The sequence below is a fragment of the Brasilonema angustatum genome (assembly GCF_059505445.1).
In genome coordinates, this window is sequence record NZ_JCACKO010000102.1 from 203,957 (window position 1) to 226,913 (window position 22,957).

Consider the following 22,957-nt stretch of genomic DNA (forward strand, 5'->3'; position numbering starts at 1 on the left):
TTACTCTATTCGTTCCGGTTACCCCAGAAACCGGAATATAGGAGAATCAAAGTATATATAAACCTGGGGATAGCCCCCCTAAACCCCATAACAGTAGAGGAGCGGCTCCCAAGGTTAGCTATACGTCAAACACACAATTAATTAGCTTCCCAGGACTAATTAAGTATGTGGCTGTCAACCCTTTGCGCGGGAACTTGCAACAGCTGCAGCGGATTCATCTGCCCACTTTTTTGACGTTAACTAATATTATGTTACACCAGATAACTCAACGGCAAGCTTTTGCAAGCTTAAATAGCACTATTGATAGATGGGTTTATGCTGCTCTGCAACTGCTCGCTCAACGAGAGTGTAGTTTACGGTCAACCAGTTTAGTTGAGACCAAAGACTGAATTGTTGTGGAGGAAGAAACGAAATGTCATCAGAATTTTTGCAGCAACTGTGTCAACAACTTGCTGGTGCTTTTGAGCAGGTTGTTTCACAACAGGAACTAGCAGGGTGTATTGCACAGGCAGAAATCCTGGAACCAGCACCCACAAAGCAGTTTTGGCAAACAACAGACAGTATTGCCGGAATTTATATAGTTCTTCGTGGCAAAGTCAGACTATTAGATAGCGCCGAGAACTTAATCACAACCTTAGGTACAGGTTCTTGCTTTGGAGAAGCCACCTTGTTTCCAGAACAAGACTTCTTACCATATATTGCCAAAGCTTCAACGAACCTCAAGCTTTGCTATCTCAAACCAGAGATATTAAAAGCTTTGATAGATAATAATCCCAACTTTGGCGATCGCCTACTGCAACGCGCTCAATTATGGGACTTACTACTGCGATGTCGGCAAAATTCGCAAATCGAGTGCCCGCCACAAGATGTACCAGAAATACTAAAAGGCTTATCTTATTTTTCTCAACACTCCTTGGATAGCAATCAAAAAATATCGCTACCCAAAGATAGTAAATTGTGGCTGGTGTACAAAGGAGAACTGCGACATACAAATGGTCAAAGTCTGACACCAGGGAAAATTATTACACACTCAGATCAGGGAGATTGGCAAACAATTGAGCCAACGATCGCCTACGATCTCAAAGAAGCACAATGGCAAACAGTCAGTGAACATTGGCAGCAATTAGCACAGTTGGTAGAACCCGAACAAGGTTCACCCGCACCTCAAGAACAGAAGGTACGTCCTCGCAAATCAAAACTAGAACAAATTACTCCTTCTGGAAACGTCATCCCTTTTCCCCAAAAGGAGTCAGCTACAACAAAACAAGAGCCACCAAAAAAATCACGCCCCTACTTTCCAACTCCCAAAGTCAAGGTCGGGCAAGCATGGGGACAAATAACCAAAAGCTACCCATTTTTTGCACAGCAAAGTGCTGCCGACTGTGGTGCCGCGTGCCTGGTAATGATAGCACGCTATTGGGGCAAACGCTTAAATCTGAATCGACTGCGGGAGTCAGCTAACGTCAACAAGTCTGGTGCAACACTCAGTGCTTTAGCCGCCACCGCCGAAAATGTTGGCTTTGCAACGCGTCCCGTCAAAGCTAGCTTTGATAAACTAGCACAACAATCCCTACCAGCGATTGTCCATTGGGAAGGCAAACACTACATCGTCCTCTATGAAATTACCTCAAAGCAAGTGATTGTGGGTGACCCTGCGATTGGTCAACGCATTCTCACCCCAAAGGAATTTCAGGCAGGTTGGACTGGATATGCCTTATTGCTGCAACCCACAACTCAACTAAAAGAAACAGAAGAAGACAGCACAGGCATTTGGAGGTTTTTTGAGCTACTCAAACCCCACACTTGGGTACTACTGGAAGTCTTCTTTGCTTCAATACTGATTCAGGCGTTTGGGCTAATCACGCCCTTATTTACCCAACTGCTTTTTGATAGAGTCATTGTTCAGGGTAGCACCTCTACATTAAACGCCGTCTGTATTGGGTTGATCATATTTGGTTTGTTCAGCATCGCTGTGAATGGCTTAAGGCAATATCTTTTAGCGCACACAGCAAACCGTGTCAGCATTGCACTGTTGGTAGGTTTTATCAAACATACCCTACGCTTACCTTTATCGTTCTTCGAGTCCCGCTACGTCGGAGATATTGTCTCTCGCATCCAGGAAAACCAAAAAATTCAACACTTCCTGACTGGCGAAACGCTGTCAATCATTCTGGATTTGTTGACGGTGGTTATTTATGCAGGATTGATGTTTTGGTATAACTGGCGGATGGCACTTCTGGGGTTAATGACTGTACCGCCATTTTTTATCCTGACACTAGCTTCCACAAACATCTTGCGTCGGATGTCCAGAGAGATTTTCAATGCAGGCGCTGAACAAAGCAGTTACCTGATTCAAGCCCTCACCGGTATTCGTTCTGTGCGTTCAATGGCAATTGAACACACAGTCCGCTGGCGTTGGGAAGAATTGCTGAATACTTTGATCAAAAAATCTTTTAGCGCACAGATTATTGGCAATAACCTGCAAATTATTAGTGCTGCCATCGACACTGTGATGCATACGGCATTGCTATGGTACGGGGCATCACTAGTGATTCATCAAGAACTCACCATTGGACAACTGATTGCTTTTAATATGTTATTGGGCAATGTCCTTAGCCCTTTCAAGCGACTGAGCGTGGTGTGGAATCAATTCCAAGAAATTGTGATTTCTGTGGAACGCATCAACGATGTCCTGGATGCAGAACCAGAAGAAGACTTGCAAACTAAACCCCGCAAGCCTTTGCGTCAGATGCGCGGTCACATTCGCTTTGATAATATCACTTTCCGCTATCACTCAGAAAGCCAGACAAACGTCCTGGAAAATCTCAGCTTTGAAATTAAGCCGGAACAAACAGTTGCCGTGGTGGGACGCAGTGGTTCAGGAAAAACAACCTTGTCAAAGTTAATGTTGGGTCTATATCCTGCAAGCGAAGGCAAGGTCTTAGTCGATGGTCACGATGTCAGTAGTATCACTCTTAAATCCCTGCGACAGCAAATGGGTGTGGTAGACCAAGATACTTTCTTGTTTGGTGGTACAATTCGAGAAAACATTGGTATCGCCCATCCAGAAGCATCTTTAGAAGACATTATTGAAGCAGCACGTTTGGCTGGAGCAGATGAATTTATTCAACAGCTGGCAATGGGTTACGACACCGAAATTGGTGAAGGTGGTGGGATGCTTTCTGGCGGACAACGCCAACGTCTGGCGATCGCCCGCGCCTTGCTAGGTAATCCTCGATTTTTAATTTTCGATGAAGCCACCAGTAGCCTGGATGCGGAATCCGAACGAATCATTCAGAACAACTTGAAAACTATTCTTCAAGGACGGACGAGTCTGATTATTGCCCATCGCCTTTCCACTGTCCGCAACGCTGATTTAATTCTGGTGTTAGATCGGGGTATCTTGATCGAAAGTGGGACACACGACGAATTAATCGTTAAAAAAGGACATTATTACTACCTGAATCAACAACAGCTTGCTCATGTAGGTTAAGTTTCTACAGTTAGCAGTGATCACCTAAGTGATCACTGCAAATCGCGAACCTCCAACCAAAATTATGCCAAACACATCTCGTGATCCCTCATCTGGAGTTCCGCCCCAGTCAGATCCGCAGAAAAACTACATTCCTTCAGCAAAAAGTGCGGAATCTACTGAGTCAGTTAAGCAGACACAAACAACAGATGATACACAAAATTGGTTTTCCGGAACCGAAGAACTGTTAGATGCTTTACCTAAAGTTTGGACGCGTTCTTCGCTGTACTTGTTGACAGCTTTTGCACTGATTGTCTTACCTTGGGCGATGTTCTCAAAGGTTGATGAGACAGAGAGTGCTAGAGGACGTGTTGAACCCAAAGGTGCAACCCAAAAATTAGATAGTCCAGTGGGTGGAAGTGTAACTGCTGTTAAGGTCAAAGAAGGCGAAACTGTAAAATCAGGTCAGGTTTTATTGGAACTGGACTCACAGGTTCTCAAAACTGAAGTTAACCAGATTCAAACAAAGTTGGACGGACTGCAAAATCGGCGAAAGAGCTCAGAGCTACTCAAAAATCAATTAACGCTTTCTGTGCATACTCAGCAACAACAAAACCAAGCTCAACTCTTAGCAAAGCAGTCTCAAGTGGACCAGGCGCGACGGAATTTAGATGCTCTCAAATCCGTTTATAACTTACAGAAAGAGGAAAAACTGGCGAAAGTAGCCCAAGTGCAGCAAGCTCTTGATTCTAGTAAGTCAGCTTATAAGTTAGCAGAAGTTCGTCTTCAGGCCTCTCAAGAAAAAGTCCCACGCTATAAAAAAGCCTATCAAGATGGTGTCATGCCACAAGAGCGTTTTGAGGAAATCCAACAGTCCGCAAAGGAAAACTACGAATACCTTCTGCGAGCGAAATCTGATATTGCTCAGACTCAGTCGAGCTTAAAAGAACAACAAAGCAGTTATCAAAGAACCATTCAGCAAGCTCAGTCTGAAATCCAGCAAGCACAACTCAAAGCGGAGGAAGAACAACGCAATTATCAAAGCCTGGTTCATACAGGTGAACTAGCACAACTCAAAGCAGACGAACAACTCAAAGAACTGCAAGCACAAATTGACTCTGTCCAATCGGAAATTTCCCAAACTCAAAGCCAATTAACAGCCTCAAATATTCAGTTGCAGCAACGAGTGGTGCGATCGCCTATTGATGGTGTGATTTTTGAATTTCCCACTACCAAGCCGGGAGCCGTACTACAACCAGGTCAGAGAGTTGCTCAAATTGCACCATTACAAGTTGGTGTAGTACTCAAGGCTGTGATACCAAACCAGCACAGTGGCTTCTTAAAAGCGGGTATGCCTGCCAAAGTCAAGTTTGATGCTTATCCTTTCCAGGAGTATGGGATTGTGTCAGGAAAAGTTAATTGGATTTCTCCAGACTCCAAAGTTACCCAAACGCCTCAAGGGAATGTAGAAAACTTTGAGTTAGAAATTACTTTGGATAAACAGTATATCCAGAATGGCAACAAACGTATTCAATTCATTCCTGGACAGACTGCAACCGCTGAGGTGGTTATCCGCCGCCGGCGTATCATGGACTTCATCCTAGATCCATTTAAGAAATTGCACAAAGGTGGTTTAAACGTTTAGTCAAAAGTCAACTTCAACAGTGAACAGTAAACAGTGAACAATGATCAAGCAATTGATGACTGATAACTGATAACTGATAACTGGTAACTGGTAACTGGTAACTGTTTTAAATTCCCAGGAGAATCGTCTCGTGTCAGAACCTTTGACCATTTCGTCCTCAGACCTGATTCAGAGTCTGAAGCTTTCTTGTCAAATCCCTGATGTTGTGGAAGCGATCGCAACCCAAAAAATTATTGCATCGGCAGCCCAAGAAGCAGGTATTCAAGTCTTGGAACAAGAAGTTCAACAGGAAGGAGATAGATTACGCTTTGCAAAAAAACTTGTCAAAGCTCAAGACACTTGGAACTGGCTCAAAAAACATCATCTGTCTCTGCCTGAGTTTGAACAATTGATCCATAACAAGGTACTAGCCACTAAGTTAGCTCATCACCTGTTTGCTGCACATGTAGAACGCTTCTTTTATGAAAACCAACTCAATTACGTTGGTGCTGCCACCTATGAAGTCATCTTAGATGACACAGACTTAGCTCTAGAACTGTTTTATTCTCTGCAATCAAACGAAATCATTTTCCAAGAAATAGCTCGTGAATATATTCAACAGCCTGAACTTCGACGTGCTGGAGGATATAAAGGAATACGACGTCGTAAAGATTTTCGACCAGAGATTGCAGCGGCTGTGTTTGCTGCTACTCCACCGTCCCCTCTCAAGCCGATTTCAACCTCCAAGGGAGTTTATTTGATTTGGGTAGAGGAAATTGTTCAACCTATCTTGGATCAGCAGTTGCGTGACCAAATTCAGCAGGAATTGTTTGATCATTGGTTGAAGGAACAAATTACATCGATGGAAATCGTTACTGATTTTGATTTAGATGTAGGTTTTCAAGCATCAACAGAACTACCTAAGCAAGCTTGATTTCCTTATTCAGTAAAAAATTTCTAACTTTCTAACCAATTTGCTAGCGACTTATCCTACTTTTATGTAGCAGGACATAAGGGTTTCTTTTTTAGAAAAAAGAGCTAAAAGTCTTTTATGAGCATAACAAACAAGAGCATGAGCGATTAAAAACATTACAAAAGGGAAAAAACTTAACATTACTGACTTGAAATTGGAGTGAGAAATTAACTTTATTAAAAACAAAATGTATTTATTTTTAAAGTCGATACGACTAGTTGTGTGTTGGCTATTTTGTTATTTTTAGCCATATAAAAAATATAAATAAGACCAATTGAAACAAGAATATTCTTTACAAATACATAAGAAATAAATATCAAATTAATTCATAAAAAGAGTTGACTTCTAAATTGAATATTGTATATTTATAAATGTAAGCAAAAAAACGCTTACACAAATTCCCAGAACAAAAATAAAAAACATAACTTCCCAGGAGGAACCCCATGATTATCTCTGATTTGAATCTTTTGGAAACCGTTGAAGGTGCTGAAGTTGTTGGTGGTTTAGGCCTCAGCAAAAACGTTAACCTGTTCACAGGTTCGACACAAACTTTTAGCTCTACTATTAATCTGACTGCGCTAAAGAACATCAGTTCTACTGTCAATGTCGCTACGACTGTTACAGGTAACCAATCTGTCAACATTTATGACAACACTGCTCAAGGTAACAACTCATATACTGAATCTAATGTCACCAACACTGTGATTGGGGGTGCAGGTTCTGAATCTGCTGGTACCTTAACAGCTGCTGCCACCAGATAGTCTCTACTCCATAAGGGGGTATAAAATGTTGACACTTTTGGGTCAATAAAATTATGAAACATGCTGAAAGCTTTATCATTTTCTAGATAAAACTTTCAGTATCTTTCTATTTGAGAGGAAAACTGTCCAACTGCTATTTATTGATGAAGTCAGTCAAAAGTGAATTAAAAAGATAGAAAAGCAATGTTGATCTTGGATCTCGATTATTTAGACTCTGTTTCTGAAGAAAATACCATGCATTTACATGGTGGTGGGAACGCTTTAGCAATTACTGCATATTTGGCACGTGCCTTTGGTTCTTCAACCTACACTGGTACTCTTGCTGTAAATCAAGCAGTTGCTGGCACTGGTAGTCCTTCGGCTAGCAGTTATGTTCAAGCTACTGCAGTTTCTGGCGGTAGTTCTGCGAGTAGCTCTGCTACTAGCGTTTTTTCTCTTTCTTCTGTTTCAACTTAATTCAACTTGTCATTATCGAACCTACCAAAAGTATCTAAGTTTCAACGATTTGGAGAATGTGTAAAATGGGTAATTTACAAATTTCTGACTTGGACTTTAGTGAAGTAGTAACTGAGGAAGATATTCAGATCACAGGAGGATTGAAATTCGCTGATTTGTTGAATTTCTTTCCACAATTGCAAGGTTACGAAGTAACAGAGGTAAGTTCTGATAACAATTCTGTTGTGAAAAAAATCAGTAAACCTGGAGTTGTCGGATATGAAGTCTCAACAGATGATGGCAAATCTAAATCTCGTTCTGTTACGTTAGTTGCAAACAATCCTCAGGCAAAAACTGTTGGCTCTTTCATAATAAATTTTTCGTCAACATAACAGACTCATGATTGAGACTATCACAACTAAGACGTAAAAGGTGAGTTATCAGAGGCGATCGCAAGGGAGCGCAAACGCGCCAAGGGCGTATCGCTAACTAAAAGCACATTTGCAAGAAGTCTAAGAAACAACAAACGGTTGGTATAATTATGGAACAGCATGAGCAAGTTGTCGTTAAACGGATAGTCTCACCAGATGGCAAAGTTGTTGCCGAAGTAAAACATTTTGTTAAAGCATCTGGTGATGGTCAAACTCAGATAACTCAAAGCGTTTCAGTCAAAGTTTCATCTGATAAGAATTCCAGCAGTTCTTCACAATCTGGTTATAGTTCTATTTCTTGTGGTAATTAACAGGGAATAAGAACAGTTTGCACTTTAACTTTGTGCAATTTTGAGCTATTAACAACATCTTTACGTAAGCGCAAAGCGCACGCAATCATGCGTTAGCCGTAAGGCGTGCCGTAGGCATACAAACCAGCGTGTCCCCTTGGGACTTACACGTAGCGTGCCCGTAGGGGTTATGATTTAGGACTGCTATTTTCTGGAATCTTTACAGCAAAAATCGCCAGGGAGCATCTGCACTCAGCTATCGCTGTTATTTCGCAGACAAACTTTACAATTGGAGAAAAGTTGAAGTTCATGGCATCAGAAACTGTATTTTTACAACCAATCAATACAACTCCTAATCCCAACCCTAATTTTGCTAACGCTACAGGGCTTCTTGCTCTGTTCAACTATAGTCAACCTTCAGCATCTTTTTTGACTGCCTCCCAAGCGGACACATTGGTTCGCGGTGGGGTAGCTACTGCTATTGGTGACGCTAAAGCTATTTTCAACAATGACCCAACTTTCTCTGTGCTCTTCAATGACAGTACTGGGATTGGTTTAGATGGTCCGTATTCAGGAAGTTCCAACAGTCAAACTAAAGTCGTTGCTAATTTTGCAGTTAAGGCAAATCTTGCTTTCCGTTTCGATTTTTCAGCAGATGTCGCACTGACAGCTAAAGAAATTGAAAATCCTAATGCTGAATATAACGAGGCTAAATCGAAAACTGCTTTCGTGGTGTTAGACACCAAAGATCCCAGTAAACCCAAAGTCTTAGATTATTTTGGCATCACTGGTAACTTAATTTCCTCTAAAAAAGTTGGCGAACTGAAGTTTGGCGGTAGTAGCAATGTCAAGATTGCCACTCCTAATCAAACTCGTGATGTTAATGGCAACAATGGGCAAGACTCCCTCACAGGCAAGTATGGTGGAACTTACCAGCAGACGTTTAAGCAGGATACCAACATAACTATAGTGGAAGTTGAGGCCACTGCCGTTACCTTTTTGGGGGATACTTTAATCGGCAATCTGGGAAAAGATGTCACATATGGTACGATTGGAGACGATAAACTGAGTGGCAGCAATGGTCCTAATAAAATATATGGCAGCCTAGGAAATGATTCGCTGGATGGAAACAAAGGTGATGATATCCTCGAAGGAGGTCCAGGCAATGACCGGCTATATGGGGATGAGGGTAATGATAAACTCAGTGGTGGTTCCGGCGATGACATCCTGATTGGTGGTCGTGGTAGTGATGTGTTGGTTGGTGGCGACGGCTCTGACCAATTTGTTTTCAAAGGTGGCGATAATTCAAGTAGTGACTACGACATCATCAAAGACTTCCAGGTTGGTACCGATAAGCTAGTATTCCAAAACTGGACTCTTCTAAGTCCTGAGAAATGGTTAAAAGATATGTTTTCTCAAGGTAACATAACCGATACCAAGGATGGTCTTCTCTTCGATTTTGAGCGTGGATGGACTGAAGGAAAATTACTGCTTGCGGGTGTAAATTCCAGTCAGATTAACTCTCAATCAATAGTGTTTACTTGGGGTTTTTAGCGACTAATTGTCCTCTCAAACATAGATTTAGTATTAAAAATTGCTGTAGTGAATTGCCATTATCGGAAAATTTTGAGACTATAAGCCAATAGAGTTCAGTTAAGGCAAAAAATATAGAACTTGTAGGTTGGTTGAAAAACGTTCGCGTAGCGTGTCCACAAGACATAAATCAGCACTGATTTTTGTTCTGTTGGGTTGCGTGATCCTTGATCCAACCTATTGTCTTCTTAATTAGGAAATTTGAGGCTATAAGCGCGATCTGCCGAAGGCAGCAGCGAAGCTATCGCCCGTATATGCGCAGAGGGCAGGCGAAGCCATCGCTTTTTAAATAGCTCGATATCATCTGGGTACAGCCATGAATACTGAAAAGATTTTAGAATCTAACATTAAATCTTTGATCGTAATCGCGACGCAGAAGCATCAGTCAGGTCAATTGGATGAAGCTGAATCGCTATATAAACAAATATTACAATTTCAACCCCAATTAGAAAGCCAATATTACGCGATCGCAAGTTGCAATTTAGGAAGTTTATTTGAGCAGCAGGGCAAGTTAGACGCAGCGTTGAAGTCCTATCAAGAAGCATTAAACATTAAACCTGACTATGCTGATGTTCATTACAATTTAGGAAATGTCTTCCTGCAACAAGGCAAGTTAGAAACAGCGTCGAAGTCTTACCAGCAAGCATTAAACATTAAACCTGACTATGCTGAAGCTCATAATAATTTGGGAAGTGTCTTCCTACAACAGGACAACCTAGACGCAGCATTAAAGTCCTATCAACAAGCATTGAACATTAAACCTGACTATGCTGAGGCTCATTACAATTTAGGAAATGTCTTGCTGCAACAAGGCGAGTTAGAAAGAGCGTTGAAGTCTTATCAGCAAGCATTAAGCCTTAAACCCAACTATGCTCAAGCAAAATTTGGCATTTGTACGGTTCAGCTACCAATTATTTATTCCAATGTTGACGACATTCAGTTGAGGCGAAATAATTATCAGCAATGTCTCCAAAATCTGGCTTACCATTATCAAGCCGCTACTCCCGAAGAAAGGACAGAGGGGGCTAAAGCGGTCGGTTTTGTACAGCCTTTTTATCTGGCTTATCAAGGTTTCAATAATCGTTTTTTACAGCAAATATATGGGGAAATGATTGCTGGGCTGATATCGAATCGCTATCCCCAATACAGCCAAGCTATTCCTCTACCAGATTTGCAACCGAACGAAAAAATTCGCATCGGTTTTGTTTCCAGATTTTTTTACAATCATTCTAATTGGAAAATCCCGATTAAGGGTTGGGTAGAAAACCTGGATAGAAGTGAGTTTGAATTATTTGGATATCATACTGGTTCCAAACAAGATCACCAAACTCTAATAGCAGCGAAAGTTTTTGACAAATTTACTCAAAAACGATTGTTGTTAGAACAATGGTGTGAAACCATTCAAAAAGACAAGTTACACATCCTAATTTTTCCAGAATTTGGGATGGATCCGCTGACAGTGAAGTTGGGTTGCTTAAGACTAGCTCCCATTCAAATCACATCTTGGGGACACCCGGATACAAGTGGGTTACCAACAATAGACTACTACTTGAGCAGTGAGTTAATGGAACCAGAAAATGCTCAAGAACACTATACAGAAAAGTTAGTTAGGTTGCCCAATCTATCGATTCATTACACGCCGTTGGCGATTCAACATCAAGTCATAAACAAAAAAGAAATAGGCATCAAAAATGACGAATTAATGTTCTGGTGCTGTCAAGCATTATTCAAGTATTTACCGCAACATGATGATGTCTTTCCTCGAATTGCTAAAGATTTAGGTAGTTGCAAGTTTGTATTTATTCAAAATAACAGAGGCGAATGTGTGACCGAAACCTTTCAGCAGCGGTTAAGCCGTGCTTTTGAAGAATTCGGACTCAATTATCAAGACTACTGCATCTTTTTGCCTCATATGGATAGCAGCAGGTTTGCCGGAATGACAGCTATCGCCGATGTCTTCCTAGATAGCATTGGTTGGTCGGGATGTAATTCGACTATGGACGCGATCGCCCATAATATTCCCGTCGTGACATTACCAGGAGATTTGATGCGGGGACGGCATACCCTAGCAATACTCAAAATGATGGGCATAGAAGAAACCATTGCTACAACTAAAGAAGATTATGTAAAAATTGCAGTTCGTCTCGGGCAAGATCCTGAATATCGTCACTATATTAAGAAGCAAGTTGCTGAGCAAAAATATAAGTTATATCATGATTTAAAACCAGTTAGAGCACTGGAAAATTTTCTTTTAAATTTAGTTGGAAAAGAATCCAGAGTCCATCAATTTAATCGGGATAATGATTCCGAATCAGATGTTCAATATCTCATCAACAAAGCTATTGATAAACATCAGTGTCAAAATTTTTATGAAGCAGAATCTCTCTACAAGCATATCTTAAAAATTCAGCCCACTTATGTTCTCGCTCAAATATCCTTAGCACAAGTATTGCAAGCGCAAAATAAATTATGTGAGGCGACCGAAGCTTACCAAAAAGTTTTAAATCTCTACCCAAATCCCCTAATAGCCTCTATCGCACTGAACAACTTAGGAAATATCCTTAAGGAACAAGGCAAGTTAGAAGCAGCGATCGAGTCTTACCAGAAAGCTTTACAAATCGACCCTAACGATACCTTGTTTTATTACAACTTGGCAACAGCACTCTGCGACCAGGGTAAGTTAGAAGAAGCCGTAGAGTATTACCAGCAAGCCTTAAACATCCAACCTGATTTGGCTGCAGCCAAACTTGGTATTTGTATGGCTCAGCTACCGATTATTTATTCCAATTTTGACGACATTGAATTGAGACGAAAGAATTATCAGCAATGTCTCCAAAAATTAGCTGAGCACTATCAAGTAGCGACTCCCGAAGAAAGAATAGAGGCGGCTAAATTTGTCGGTTTTCTACAGCCTTTTTATCTGGCTTATCAAGGGTTAAATGATCGTTGTTTGCAGCACAAATACGGACAAATGATTGCTGGGCTGATGTCGGATTGCTATCCCCAATGGAGCCAGCTTATCTCTGTTCCAAAACTACAACCTAGCGAAAAAGTTCGCGTTGGATTTTTGACCGGATTTTTTCGCAATCATTCTTGTTGGAAGTTAATTAGGGGTTGGGTAGAAAACCTAGATAGGAGTGAGTTTGAATTATTTGGGTATCACACTGATCCAACACGAGATCACCATACTCAAACAGCGGCGAAAGTGTTTGACAAATTTACGAGTGGATCACTTCTGCTTGAACAATGGTGTGAAACCATTCAAAAAGACAAGTTACATATTTTGATTTTTCCGGAATTCGGGATGGATCCGATGACAGTGAAGTTGGGTTGCTTAAGACTAGCTCCCATTCAAATAGGATCTTGGATTCACCCTGAAACCAGTGGGCTACCGACAATTGACTATTACTTGAGCAGTGATTTAATGGAACCCGAAAATGCTCAAAACCATTACACTGAGCAGTTAGTCAGATTGCCCAATTTATCTATCCATTACACCCCTTTAGAAATTCAACCTCAAGCAATCAGTAAACAGGATATCGGTATCGCCGATGATGAAATCATGTTCTGGTGCTGTCAATCCTTATTCAAGTATTTACCACAGCATGATGATGTCTTTCCTCGAATTGCTAAAGAGTTACCTAAGTGTAAGTTTGTCTTTCTTGAAGCACCACAAGGCAAATATATTACTGAAGTCTTTCGCCAACGGTTAGATGATGCTTTTAATGACTGTGGGCTAAATTATCAAGACCATTGTATCTTTTTGCCTCGCTTAGATTCCGACGCGTTTGCGGGAACAGCAGCCATAGCAGATGTCTTCTTGGATAGCATGGGTTGGTCTGGAGGTAATACTACCCTGGAAGCGATCGCCCATAATATTCCCGTCGTCACCTTGCCAGGAGATTTGATGCGGGGACGGCATACCCTAGCAATACTCAAAATGATGGGCATAGAAGAAACCATTGCTGCAACTAAAGAAGATTATGTGAAAATTGCAGTTCGTCTTGGGCAAGATCCTGAATATCGTCAATATATTAAAAAGCAAGTTGCTGAAAATAAGCACAAGTTATATGGCGACTTAAAACCAGTTAGAGCACTGGAAGATTTTCTCCTCAAGGTGGTCAATAAACCAAGACGATTTGACGCGCAAGAAGTGGCCCAAACCTTCCAACTCGCAGTTCAACACCATCGAGCCAATCGCTTAGACGACGCACAAAAGCTATATCATCAAGTTCTGGAAAAACAACCTAACCATCCAGAAGCTTTATACAGTTTGGGTATGCTGGCTATTCAGTTGGGGCAGCCTCAAAGCGCCGAACAGTGGCTGAGTGCTGCTTCGCAAGCTCAGCCTGATTCTGTCAAGACGTGGTTTAGTTTAGGTAATTTGCGTTTAGGTCACGGGCAGTTTGCCGAAGCAGCGATCGCCTACCATCAAGCTCTCGCCTTACGACCAGACTCACTACCAATTTACAACAACTTGGGCTATGCTCTGCAACAACAAGGACTATTTGAGGAAGCAATTAACTGCTATCAAAAAGCCCTAGAATTAAAGCCGGACTTTACAGAAGCAGAGGCAAATTTGGGCAATACACTTCAAGCCCAAGGCAAGCTGTCTGGCGAAAAACAACTCTACTATGCACAATTAAATCACAAATTGGGTGTTGCCCGGAAAAAAGCAGGCGATTTAAAGACTGCTGTTGCTTATTACAAGCAAGCTTTAGCCCTACAACCCGATTTGGTTGAAGCTCATTACAATTTGGGGGTTGTACTGCATGAACTTGGGGAGTTAGAAGAGGCTAAAGCTTACTATCAAAAAGTTCCAGAACTTAATCCTAACTACCCGGAAGTTTATCAAAACTTAGACAAGATTTCCCAAAAGCAGAACCAACTCAAAGACGCGATTTCTACTTAACAGCCTCCCAGATTCCAACCTTCATATCAACAGGAGATTTAGTATGAAGATTAATCCAGCAGCAATCGTTGACTTGACAAATCAGGTGGCGATCATCACTGGCGGTGGTCGAGGTTTGGGTCAAGCATATGCCATTGCTCTGGCTGCTGCTGGGGCGTCAGTGGCTGTGATCGCGCGTTCTGCGGATCAGCTTGAGGAGACCGTATCATATATTACAAAAGCGGGTGGCAGAGCGATCGCACTGACGGTGGATGTGACTGATCAAGCAGCAGTAGAGCAGGTTGTAAACCAAATCGAAGAGCAACTCGGATCTGTTGATTTGCTGATCAATAATGCAGGCGTTTTGTCCCCACTTGGACCAGTCTGGGAGATTGATCCTCAAGAGTGGTGGCGAAATATGGAAGTGAATTTACACGGATCATTGCTGTGCACAAGATATGTCTTGCCGAACATGATCGCCCAAAGACGAGGGAGGATCATTAATATCGCAAGTGAAGCTGCGTTGGTAGGTTGCGCTTATCTCTCGCCTTATGTGGTCAGCAAAACCGCCTTAATCCGGTTTAGTGAAAACTTGGCTCTTGAGACAAAACAGTATGGGGTGAGTGTGTTTGCTATCTGCCCTGGGGCGGTTCGGACGGGAATGATAGACGTGGCATTCTCTGCCGAAGGACAGAAGTGGATTCCCTGGTCTAGTAAAATATTTGAAAAAGGTCTAGACGTACCGCCGGAGTTAGCGGTGGAGCTTGTTCTGCGATTGGCATCTGGTAGGTATGACGAGTTGTCCGGGCAATACATCCAGGTCAGCGACGACCTGAATGAGATGCAAAAACGCAATCGGGAACTCAGAGAAAAAAGCTTGTATGCACTTAGATTGAACCGATTGCAGAGGGTTGCAGAAATTAATATGAGCAGAATTTCTGCAATCCTGCAACTTGCTGTTGAGCATCATCGAGCTAATCGCCTAGCCCAGGCTGAGGAAAGTTACCGTCAGGTGCTGGCAGAACAGCCCAACCATCCTGAGGCATTATACGGGTTAGGTGCGCTAGCGCTGCAGAGCGGTCATCTCCAGTCGGCGGAACAGTTTCTGAGTGCTGCTGTTGGTGTGCAGCCAGATTCTGTCAAGAGTTGGTTCAGTTTAGGGAATTTGCGTTTAGCTCAAGAGCAATTTCCAGAAGCAGCGATCGCTTACCATCAAGCTCTTGCCCTACGACCAAACTCACTAGCAATTTACAACAACTTGGGCTATGCTCTGCAACAACAAGAACTGTTTGAGGAAGCAATTACCTGCTATCAAAAAGCCCTAGAATTAAAGCCGGACTTTACAGAAGCAGAGGCAAATTTGGGCAATACACTTCAAGCCCAAGGCAAGCTGTCTGGCGAAAAACAACTCTACTATGCACAATTAAATCACAAATTGGGTGTTGCCCGGAAAAAAGCAGGCGATTTAAAGACTGCTGTTGCTTATTACAAGCAAGCTTTAGCCCTACAACCCGATTTGGTTGAAGCTCATTACAATTTGGGGGTTGTGCTGCATGAACTTGGGGAGTTAGAAGAGGCTAGAGCTTGCTATCAAAAAGTTCCAGAACTTAATCCCAACTACCCGGAAGTTTATCAAAACTTAGGCAAGATTTACCAACAGCAAAACCAGTTACAAAAGGCAGCTGCTGCTTACCGACAATGGTTAAAGCTGATTAATCCCCACTACGCCAAAGCTGTAGAAGCTTACCAGGATACTGAAACGACGAAGGAGGCTTCAGTAACACCATCAATTTCCCAAACAGAGGTCACTGTCGGAGCTTATCAGTTTCCAGCGATTCCACCCGTTTGTGACAGTGAGAAACCGCGACCTTTTTGGAGTGTGGTTATTCCAGTATATAACCGCACTGACTATCTGTTTGAATGTCTTACTAGCGTATTAGCACAATGGCCAGGAGAAGAGGAGATGGAAATTCTGGTTATGGATAATGCTAGTCAGACACCTGTGTTTGAAATGGTAAACAGTATCGGCAAAGGAGTCGTGCGCTACTACCGCAATCCAGAGAATATTGGCCCCATCAAAAATATGAACGCAGGTATTGCTCTCGGTCGCGGTCAGTGGATTCATGTTATTCCCGACGATGACTATGTTCTCCCTGGTTTTTATTCCCAGTTAAAGCAGAGTCTAGAAGGGTGTTCAGAGTCTATTGGAGCAGCTTTTACAGGTTATGAAAATATTAATGAGAAAGAAAAAGTGATTTGCTTTCGCCAAGTGTGTGGAGAATATAAAGGCGTAACTCAAGATTGGCTGTGGAAAATTGGAGTGGCTAATCCATTAAATATGTCGGCAGTTGTCATTCGTCGGTTAGCTCATGAACGCCTAGGAGGCTATCTTCCTGAGTTGAGTTTCACTTCTGACTGGGAACTGTATAAACGCATTGCCGCTTCTTATGATTGGTGGTGTGAGCCTGGTATTTTGGCGCGTTTCCGTGAGCATTCTAACAGTATAACTAGCGATCTTTTATTATCTGGGACTCAGATTATATCTATCCGCCGTGCGATCGAAATCTCCCAGAGTTATCTGCCATCTGAACTGTGTACCGAGATTACGGCAAAATCCCGTAGCCATTACTTTAACTATTGCCTGCAATCCACAATAATTCCACTGCAAGCTGGGAATGTAGCCCGGGCCTGGCAGATGCTTGAGGAAGTTCTCAAAATTGATCGCTCTTCTATTGCGATGGCGAAGTTATTTACCTGGCTAACCCAAGATAAAGTGTCTTTGCTACGGAATGAGATTGCCCAAAGGTGTAATCTCACTCCCCCTAAATGACAGTGTGGCAAAAGTTTAAATGTGTTTATCACTAAAACAAACTTGATATCCCAACCATCACTGAGATCCCAATTCCGGAAGTTAACATTTAGGCTTAACTAAGATAAGCTAACTGATTTTTTAATTGTGTTAAAAACGGTAAAAAATGAAATTCGTTTAATTTTGTAGTGAAGTTCTAAAGAGAAGAATAAACTCTTAAAAAGGAAAAAAATGTAATTTTTTTAAACAATGTTGATTCTTTTCAGCAATTCAGATATAGTATCAAAGTGAACAAAAAAGGCTATAAAGAAAATAACCAAATAAAAGTGAGCAGGCTTTTGGGGAAATATTTCGTGATGTTTTCTGCTTGATACTACAACAAGAAAAAGCAAGATATTTGACAAAAGTTAGCTTATTTGTCTTGACTATAATTATACGAAAATTATCAGGATAATCGGTGGTAGTATTAAGAACGGCAAACAACTTGTAGCCAGACGGAGAATCTAAACTAATAGCAAGATTATTGCCTAATGAAAAAGTTTTTCCAGGACATCTGGCCAGAGTCAAAGTCAGATTAGTCAAAAGTTTCAATCAGGGTTGCATCTAAATAATAAATCCAGCAGTTCATCACAATTTTGTTGTCATTCTATTTATTGTGATAATTAGCAAGAAAGAATAATTGACCTATTGCAAAAGTCAATCTTATGAATTGAAAAACAGATAAATTCTCTGCGTTTATCTGCTATTATAAACACCAATAAATTGTATTTTTGCAATAAATTTCATGTATAGATTTCATCCAATTCACATTTACAAATCCAAAGGAGCAACATATGTCTGACAATGATCAGCAAACTTCAAATGACAAAGCGGTGCCATTTTTCGCCCGCTATTTAGAAGGACAATTCTGTGAAGACTTGTCTGAAGAAGAAATGGAAACAGTTCATGGTGGTTATGGGAAAATTTCTAAGCCTGCCAAAGATGAAATATTTACTACTTTGAAATTTCCATCTGATAATGAAGACGGTGTTACTAAGAAGGCTCCATCAGATAGTGATGAAGCTATGACGAACAAGTATCCATCAGATGGTGATGACGACATAAATAGATAACGTAAAATAAAGCCTTAAGGCTGTCTTTGTATGCACCAACCACGTGATGTTGTTTTATTAATCATCCACAGCGGTGATTATTTCACAATTGATAGAGTTGAACAAGCCCTATTAAAAAAGGGAGTGCAACCGTTCCGCTTCGACACAGATAAATTTCCACTTGCTGTGCAACTCAAAGCTCAACTCAGCAATTCTGGGAGTGATTATAGGCTGGAATATGGTAATAACTCTATCAGCACAAAGCAGGTGCAAGCTGTTTGGATGCGTCGCATTTGGCAACCTTATTTAGGTGAAGAATTGGCTCCACAGTTGAAAGCAGCGTGTGCTAAAGAGTCATTAGCCACTTTAGATGGCTTTTGGGACAGTCTTAAGCAGGCTCGTTGGGTGGATGATTTGCAGCGGATAATTGTCCGATGGTATTTCAAGAAGAAATTTCCAAACACAAAAGCGAGATTTTGGCTATCCAATTTCTGAGGCGATCTGCCGAACGCTCATGCTGAGCGCTTTGCGCTTAACCAATAGCACTAGCCCCAAAAGGGGCGCTACGCAAACGCTATCGCAGACGCCCTGATCACAAAATCATAAAAAATTTTTCCAACTTAATAAATAAGTAGGTCGGTGTTGAAAATTGTCGTTATGACAAGGCAGGAGGCAGAGGGCAGAAGGCAGAAGAGAAGAGCTTTTTGGGCAACTTTACTTTCCGTTACATACTTTGGTTTTTTTGCGCCGTTCTACTTAAGACTTTTTTAATCAGGATTTATATGACAGTTTTAATCATTACTCATAGCCAAGACAACGAAAGCATTCCTCTGGTGATGAACGCAATAAAAGCTCAAGGAGGAAAAGCATTTCGTTTTGACACAGACAGATTTCCCACAGAAGTTCAGCTAGATGCTTACCATACCAAAGAATGTGAAAAACTGATTCTGACAACTGACGAACAAAAGTTAGACTTAAGTGAAGTTTCCGCAGTTTGGTATCGGCGAATTGCCATTGGATCAAGAATTCCTGGTAAGATGGACGCGCAATTGAGACAAGCCTCACTTCAAGAATCTCGTGCCACCATTCAGGGAATGATTGCTAGTATCAAAGGGTTTCACCTTGATCCCCTGCAAAATATCCGTTTAGCCGAAAACAAGCAATTACAGTTACAAGTCGCACGGGGACTTGGTTTAGATACCCCACGCACCTTAACAACAAATAATCCAGAAACAGTAAAGCAATTTGCTCAGGAGTGTGAGCAAGGAATGATTGCGAAAATGCTTTCTTCTTTCGCTATCTACGATGATAAAGGCGAAGAACAGGTTGTTTTTACGAACCTAGTCAAAGATCAGGATTTAGAAAATCTTCAGGGACTGCGTTTCTGCCCAATGACGTTTCAAGAGAAACTGCCAAAGGCGCTAGAGTTGCGGACAACAATTGTCGGACAGCATATTTTCACTGCGGCTATCGACTCCCAACGCAATCAAAAAGCTCAATATGACTGGCGACGACAAGGACTTGCTTTAATCAACGCTTGGGAGTCCTACAATTTGCCAGAAGATGTGCAGAAGAAACTTCTCGAACTGATGAGTTACTTCGGCTTAAATTATGGGGCGATTGATATTATCTTAACACCTGACGGACGCCACGTATTCCTGGAAATTAACCCTGTTGGGGAATTTTTCTGGCTGGAACGCTGTCCTGGCTTACCAATTTCGCAAGCAATTGCTGAAGTTCTACTTACTTACCAGAAAGCACCGCATTCTACTGATGTTGATATTTTTCCTACCTTAACCTCACTTCGTACTCGCACTTGCGAGAAGCAAGCTACAGTTTGAAGGTAGGAATTGTTGTTTATGACGAGCAAACGAGTTGCATCAATACGTTGTTACTCAGACTTTTTAATGCGATTAATTTCCGTTTGCAATTCTTCAATTTGTCGGCGCAAAGTTTCTACTTCTTTATTTTGAGCGGTCTGTGATTCTACATTGACTGCACCTGCAGCCGTTGCTCGCTGATAATTACCTTTCTTAATTTGCTGATATTCTTCTGATTGTGCCCACTGTCGCAGGTAGTGTATCCGTTCTACAGCGAAAGGATGACCAAGCATTGTACCACCAGCGCCATTGTAAATCAAAAATTTGTATATTTGATTCAGTCCATCTGCATCGAGTGCTTGGTAGTCTTCTGACTGACGGATAAATTCTTGCAAACTGCATTCATTAGCATATTTGATACTGCCTCCGGAGACTTTCATCATAGAAGTCATGACAGAGTTTAAGTCATCCGTCACTAACAATGCCGCACGATCTGCCGATAACTCGGCTTTACGCCGCCATTCATAAAAAGCGTAAATCAAACCTTGAGTGACAAAATTACCTATACCGAAGGTCAACTCCCCTATGGCAGAAGCAGCACTCATTGCCCACATCGCCATTTGAATTAGAATAGTATGACCACATTTAATATGTCCCAGCTCATGGGCTAGCACCGCCCTAATTTCGGCTTCGCTTAGCAAGTCCAATGTCCCTGTATTTATCACTATATAAGGATGCTCTTGCCCCAGCGCGTAGCTGTTTGCTTGGGGATTTTGCTCAACAAAGAGTGCAGGTTCTGGATAAATATCCAAATCCCGCACACATTCCCGAAAGATCTGGTAAACAGTGGAATATTGGCGTGGCCCGACTTGGATGGTGTTGCCCATTAAATAGACTAACTGGGGGCGTTCGACAAAAAATTCCACAAATTTACGGGCGATAAAATCAAATCCTGGTAAATTACGCAACGCTTGTTCAGCTTGGCGATCCAGAGGATGTCTAAAAGCTTCGCTGGAGATTCCTGTGTAAGTTGGCATAATTAGTGGGTTATTTGGATACTAGTTAGTGGTTAATGGTTACCATAACAATCAGCAATGGACAACCGACAATTAACACATAACAATTCACTCCTGAAACTGACAACATAATAGTAATGGGGCTAAAAGCAACTCAAAAATCACTTTACTTTGTATGGGATTAAAAGCGTGTGATTGAAGCAGAAGTTCATTTGTCATTACATAACTTCCTGCGATCGCAGGCAGGTTTCCCTTCGTGGCCACATCATTTGACAATGGCACGGTTAGTGGCCCGCGCCTTGCGCGTAGGACGTAGCGCCCTTATTCAAGTTGGCGCAGCTTGCGGCTATCAGGGGCGGTATCGCACGAGCTTTGTGGCTTCGGCATTAATGTGGCACGGTCCTGTGATTATTGTTGCCCCTGAAGATGTACAGCAACGACTGACGAAAGTAGAAATACCCCGCCTACAACAGTGGCTGCAAGTTAATAAAGCAATCAGAACAGGTGACACTTGGCCTGGTGGTGAGTTCCAAGGAGTCTTTTTGATTTCTCCCTCCGCTTGGTTAAAAGCACAACTGAGTAAGAATAATAATTTTCCTAGTGACATCCCCACAATTATTGATGGAGTGGACGATTTAGAAGATTGGGTACGTTCTGAACTGACTGTGAGCTTAGAAGCACAAGATTGGGAGCAACTCATGCTGGCTCAGCCAGCCCAAGCTGAAGTTATTCGTTCTGCACGGGCGCAACTCACACACGAACTGTTTAAGCACCCTGCAAATCCCTACGAATGTTATCTGATTTCTACGGCGGAAGAAGAGATTTTGATGCGTCTGTATTCGGTTTTAGATACATCCAGCCTACCGGATACCTGGAAACAATTCGCTCAGCAATTTCAACACAGAAACGAAAATCTTTCTCCCTCATCTTTCCCATCCCTACTCTGGGCAACTATTGCCCGTCGCCAAGGTTTATTTTCTTTGCACTGTGTCCCCATTGAATTAGGAAAAATACTATCACCCATTTGGCAGCGCCAGCCTGTGGTGTTTATTGGCAGTGCTGTAGAACCAGAAACTGAAGCCCCCATATTTCGCCAGCGCTTCGGGTTGGAAGATGAGTTAACTTGCCTCAAGTTTTCCTCAGACAATCAAACAGAAGCGATTCAATTGTACATACCCTACCAGTTACCCCTACCCAACACGCCAGAGTTTCAGCCAGCCTTTCTTCATAAAGTTATGACGCTGGTTTGCTTAAGTGCGACAGCACCAGGATTGACAGTTGTGCTTGTGGGGGATGTACCGCTGAAATCCCAAGTGGGGACAATTCTTGCCTCTGAGTTTGGTTCACGGGTACAGGTGGAAAAAACTTGTTTGGATGAAAATGGTATTTTGGTGAGTGGCTGGGAATTTTGGCGTGAGCATCAAAAGGTTTTGCCTGCTCCCCAGCTTTTGGCGATCGCGACTTTACCCTTGCCATCTCTAGAAAATCCCTTAGTGGCAGGTCGAGTGGCGCACTACAAGGGCTTGCATCAAGATTGGTTTCGTTTGTACTTATTGCCAATTGCTATGAATGAATTGCAACGGGCGATCGCGCCATTGCGCGAAAGTAAAGGGATCGTTGCTTTGCTAGATAGTCGCGTGATTATCCGTAGTTATGGTGCTCAAGTTTTGGCTGCCCTCAGTCCCCTTGCACGTATTAACTACCTTGATCCCAATCTGTTTTCCTCTGTCACAGACGAAGATTGAGCTTAA

The 22,957-nt window shown here is 42.0% G+C and carries 14 protein-coding genes and 1 pseudogene; 14 read left to right on the plus strand and 1 reads right to left on the minus strand.

The genetic code is table 11. From position 1 onward, the window contains the following. Positions 1 to 412 precede the first annotated feature (412 nt). The 13 genes and pseudogenes from AC5JM2_RS17630 to AC5JM2_RS17690 all read left to right on the plus strand — a co-directional run bounded on the left by AC5JM2_RS17630 (position 413) and on the right by AC5JM2_RS17690 (position 20,211). Positions 413 to 3,493, plus strand: coding sequence for a peptidase domain-containing ABC transporter (locus AC5JM2_RS17630; protein WP_495836148.1), 3,081 nt, complete (start codon positions 413 to 415; stop codon positions 3,491 to 3,493). Between the two features lie 64 nt (positions 3,494 to 3,557). Then, positions 3,558 to 5,117 carry a beta-barrel domain-containing protein gene (locus AC5JM2_RS17635; protein ID WP_495836149.1) on the plus strand — a complete coding sequence of 520 codons (1,560 nt, stop codon included), beginning with the start codon at positions 3,558 to 3,560 and terminating at the stop codon, positions 5,115 to 5,117. Positions 5,118 to 5,247: 130 nt separating this feature from the next. Continuing rightward, complete coding sequence (locus AC5JM2_RS17640) at positions 5,248 to 6,030, plus strand: peptidylprolyl isomerase (protein ID WP_495836150.1); 783 nt, start codon at positions 5,248 to 5,250, stop codon at positions 6,028 to 6,030. A gap of 482 nt (positions 6,031 to 6,512) precedes the next feature. Next, a complete protein-coding gene (locus tag AC5JM2_RS17645) occupies positions 6,513 to 6,830 on the plus strand; it encodes a hypothetical protein (RefSeq protein ID WP_495836151.1) in 318 nt (105 codons plus the stop codon). Positions 6,831 to 7,013: 183 nt separating this feature from the next. Beyond that, on the plus strand, positions 7,014 to 7,286 hold the full coding sequence (locus tag AC5JM2_RS17650; RefSeq protein ID WP_495836152.1) for a hypothetical protein: 273 nt from the start codon (positions 7,014 to 7,016) through the stop codon (positions 7,284 to 7,286). 65 nt (positions 7,287 to 7,351) lie between these two features. Then, the gene (locus AC5JM2_RS17655; protein ID WP_495836153.1) at positions 7,352 to 7,657 is read left to right on the plus strand and encodes a hypothetical protein; all 306 of its coding nucleotides are present in this window, start codon (positions 7,352 to 7,354) and stop codon (positions 7,655 to 7,657) included. Between the two features lie 149 nt (positions 7,658 to 7,806). Beyond that, complete coding sequence (locus AC5JM2_RS17660; protein ID WP_495836154.1) at positions 7,807 to 8,007, plus strand: hypothetical protein; 201 nt, start codon at positions 7,807 to 7,809, stop codon at positions 8,005 to 8,007. 288 nt (positions 8,008 to 8,295) lie between these two features. Then, complete coding sequence (locus AC5JM2_RS17665; protein WP_495836155.1) at positions 8,296 to 9,540, plus strand: calcium-binding protein; 1,245 nt, start codon at positions 8,296 to 8,298, stop codon at positions 9,538 to 9,540. Between the two features lie 355 nt (positions 9,541 to 9,895). Continuing rightward, positions 9,896 to 14,491 (plus strand): O-linked N-acetylglucosamine transferase, SPINDLY family protein, encoded by a 4,596-nt coding sequence (locus AC5JM2_RS17670; RefSeq protein ID WP_495836156.1) that lies wholly within the window; start codon positions 9,896 to 9,898, stop codon positions 14,489 to 14,491. Positions 14,492 to 14,534: 43 nt separating this feature from the next. Next, positions 14,535 to 17,300 carry an SDR family NAD(P)-dependent oxidoreductase gene (locus AC5JM2_RS17675; protein WP_495836157.1) on the plus strand — a complete coding sequence of 922 codons (2,766 nt, stop codon included), beginning with the start codon at positions 14,535 to 14,537 and terminating at the stop codon, positions 17,298 to 17,300. An 812-nt stretch (positions 17,301 to 18,112) separates the two neighbouring features. After that, positions 18,113 to 18,391 carry a microviridin/marinostatin family tricyclic proteinase inhibitor gene (locus AC5JM2_RS17680; protein WP_495836158.1) on the plus strand — a complete coding sequence of 93 codons (279 nt, stop codon included), beginning with the start codon at positions 18,113 to 18,115 and terminating at the stop codon, positions 18,389 to 18,391. 30 nt (positions 18,392 to 18,421) lie between these two features. Continuing rightward, positions 18,422 to 18,796, plus strand: a pseudogene (locus tag AC5JM2_RS17685) (MvdC/MvdD family ATP grasp protein); the annotation flags it as partial. Positions 18,797 to 19,152: 356 nt separating this feature from the next. After that, on the plus strand, positions 19,153 to 20,211 hold the full coding sequence (locus tag AC5JM2_RS17690; protein ID WP_495836159.1) for an MvdD family ATP-grasp ribosomal peptide maturase: 1,059 nt from the start codon (positions 19,153 to 19,155) through the stop codon (positions 20,209 to 20,211). 50 nt (positions 20,212 to 20,261) lie between these two features. On the opposite strand, the gene AC5JM2_RS17695 is transcribed toward AC5JM2_RS17690, so the two are convergent. After that, positions 20,262 to 21,227 (minus strand): M48 family metallopeptidase, encoded by a 966-nt coding sequence (locus tag AC5JM2_RS17695; RefSeq protein WP_495836160.1) that lies wholly within the window; start codon positions 21,225 to 21,227, stop codon positions 20,262 to 20,264. Positions 21,228 to 21,397: 170 nt separating this feature from the next. On the opposite strand from AC5JM2_RS17695, the gene AC5JM2_RS17700 reads away from it, so the two are divergent. Then, on the plus strand, positions 21,398 to 22,951 hold the full coding sequence (locus AC5JM2_RS17700; RefSeq protein WP_495836161.1) for an ATP-dependent DNA helicase: 1,554 nt from the start codon (positions 21,398 to 21,400) through the stop codon (positions 22,949 to 22,951). Positions 22,952 to 22,957: the final 6 nt, after the last annotated feature.